Origin of the sequence: Neobacillus sp., assembly GCF_031988165.1 — a bacterium.
Classification (GTDB): Bacteria; Bacillota; Bacilli; order Bacillales; family Cytobacillaceae; genus Neobacillus; species Neobacillus rhizosphaerae.
Genome location: NZ_DALZYO010000091.1, coordinates 1,885 through 4,531 on the forward strand (window position 1 = coordinate 1,885; position 2,647 = coordinate 4,531).

Annotated in this window: 4 protein-coding genes; all 4 read right to left on the minus strand. The window is 38.3% G+C overall.

All coding sequences use genetic code 11. From position 1 onward, the window contains the following. Positions 1 to 449 (minus strand): DUF3991 domain-containing protein (locus RTR43_RS25580; RefSeq protein WP_312476874.1); only part of this gene is annotated, 449 nt, incomplete at its 3' end. A gap of 74 nt (positions 450 to 523) precedes the next feature. Then, positions 524 to 991, minus strand: a complete 468-nt coding sequence (locus tag RTR43_RS25585) for a hypothetical protein (protein WP_073982228.1) — start codon at positions 989 to 991, stop codon at positions 524 to 526. 30 nt (positions 992 to 1,021) lie between these two features. Then, positions 1,022 to 2,257, minus strand: coding sequence for a MobP2 family relaxase (gene mobP2, locus RTR43_RS25590; protein ID WP_312476876.1), 1,236 nt, complete (start codon positions 2,255 to 2,257; stop codon positions 1,022 to 1,024). Continuing rightward, on the minus strand, positions 2,254 to 2,647 hold a 394-nt coding region (locus RTR43_RS25595; protein ID WP_312476878.1), incomplete at its 5' end, for a hypothetical protein. The genes mobP2 and RTR43_RS25595, both read right to left, overlap by 4 nt.

The window sequence follows — 2,647 nt, forward strand, 5'->3', positions numbered from 1 at the left end:
CAAACAAACACACAGTTCTTCCTTTTGTCTTGTCTCAGTAGCCCTTTTGCAATCAGAGCATTTACTATCCCTTTATCAATGCCTCTTTCTTCAGTCAAGTAACGTTCAACTTGTTCTGTAGAGTTATCATGAACGATGTCATAAACAAATTCTTTTTGCGGCTGCTCTTTAATTACTGTTGGCTTATAGTCTTTTTCAGTAAGCATTGATACAGCTTCACGGAAGCTTTTTCCGTAAAAAGTTCGAACAAAATCAATTGAATTGCCATTCTTCCCTTGCGAAAACCATTGAAAACTGTTTTTCTTCCTATCAATCATTAAGCTATCGTGGTCAGCCCCCTGATACCATCTGTCACTCTTTTTAACAAGCTCATAACCATTTGCCTCACAGAAGCCAACAATATCAACTGCGGCTGCTTGCTTTATGACATCTTCACTTACTCTAGGCATTTAAACTCCCCCTTTTTTAGTCATAAAAAAAAGATCAGAAAAAATCCTGATCTCACATGTGTTTCCGTTTATTTTTAATGCTGTTCACCATCATAAAAGGCACCCAACTTTTCAATATCGTTATCGAATTCTTTATCATCAAGTGGTAGCCTATTTATCATGAGGGTTTTATATTCTGGTCCGCAGCAGGCTTCACGAGCCTGATATGCATCAATTTGAATCACTGGAACACGATCAACTACAAAATGATTAAAAACATACCATTCCTCACGCGGCAGTCTTGTTTCTTTTTCTAACCCCATATATTCTGTTGAGACATTTTTGAAACCGTAATACTTTTCTAAGAGGGACACTATATCTTTGACTGTTACACTAATATCTTCTCTAACAAGCTGTTCAAATCTAAACTGAATGCACCCGATTACTTCTATAAGCTCATGTATTTCACTCTCAAATTTTGAAGGAGCAATTTCCTTCTCTACAAAGAGCAAATAATCTGGATCTCTATCGTCATTGTAATAGTGGTCTATTTTAAAAATCATTGGCTGCCTCTCCTTTAATTTCAAAATTGCCTATCGGCTCTGTTCCATTTCATATTGCATTTGTTGATACTTCCGCATATTTTTCATACTTTGATAATCCTTATCTAAAGCGTGTTTGATTTTATTGATATCAGACCTTTTTATGAGCTTACCTTTTGCGTCCCATTGTTTTTGTGATGCTGAACCAGGAGCATAGGTACCCGTACGAACGAATTGTTTCGTTTGCGACTCACGCTTGCGTATTTCGACCATTTCCTTCAGCATGGAGTTCCCTAATTTCGCATAGAGCTCTTTATGTTTATTTTCCCTATACTCTTTATATCTCTCCACTTGTATTGGTCCGTCTCCGTACACTGATTTTCTGAATTCCATTTCTTCTTTTAACGACTGATCCAGCTCTTTAAAGTCTTCAGGATGATACTTTTTAATGTACATAGTAATCACGCTGTCTATCTCCGGCCGAATAAAATTCAAGGCATTGTTATTATATCTCCACAGCCTCATATCCTCCGGCAGATTCTCGTAGATATGGTTATACATCTTCGACATGTATGTATCCAATCTAGGCTGCAATCTCACGCCTTTAGGAGCGATACGGTCATGGATCAGCTGCGATATTTTAGCAAGTTCTTTATCCCGATCCAAAAGGGTATTCGCTACCTTACTTTTCATTTTATCCAGGGTTTTTAATTTCCGGTTGCCGCGCCTCGCCTGGTAAACCTCACCTGTTTTTTTGTTCGTAAAAACGCCATACTCTTTTGTCGGATTGGGTTCAACTAGCGCAATATGAACATGAATATTATCAGTATTGTAATGAATAGCTGCGGACCAAACGCCACTCTGTTCCAGCTGTTCTTCTTTTAATAAGACCTTCATCCCTTTTCGAATAGAGTTTTGAATTGCCCCTTCATTGATCCAGCCAGTATTCGGCTTATAAATCCCGTGTTCTTCTAGCCACTTGTTATCGAAACTGATGACATCCTGCCACATGACTGAATCATTTTCTTGAGCTTGTCTGAAAATCTCCTTCAGCTGATTTTTTTCTTCTGGTGATAAGCTATCTTTGAACTGAGTGAATATCCCGCTGCTCTTTTCCGGGTTCCCCATATACTGATTGTATCCGTCTAATTTATTAACATTGTAAGTCTGAAATTTCTCTGTTCGAACAGCTTCATCACGGTTGATATAATTAACATACTTTGAAAATTTCGTTGATTTGCCCGACACATATTTAGAGACTAATACAACGCCAGGAGCATCCATCATTTTTCACCTTTCCGCATCGTCTGCCTGGCCTTTTGTTCATCTTTTCTTTGCTTAAATGCTGCAATGTCCTTACTAACCTTTTCTGTTGCCATTGCAACCGATTCAGAGGTATAGTGGTCAGTTAAAACTGTCACATCAAGTGGACTGGCCATAAGAAAAGCATTCCATAGCTCTAAATTAATTTGAGAATTTTTATCGGTATGACCGGCACGCACCCGAATAATGTCAAGCGTCTGCTTAAACCGCTGAAATATTTTCTCCACCAGTGCATCCTCGTCATTTAATCTTGCTTTCATTTCATCATGCTCTGCAAAGATTCGCTCGATGGTTTCATTCATTTTCGAGCAGCCTTTAGCTTCCATTTCTTTTTTAATATAAGCAATACCATAC

Coding starts and splice junctions, on each gene's coding strand:
- RTR43_RS25585 (WP_073982228.1), bottom strand. CDS start 991: ATGATTTTTAAAATAGACCACTATTACAATGACGATAGAGATCCAGAT.
- mobP2 (WP_312476876.1), bottom strand. CDS start 2,257: ATGATGGATGCTCCTGGCGTTGTATTAGTCTCTAAATATGTGTCGGGC.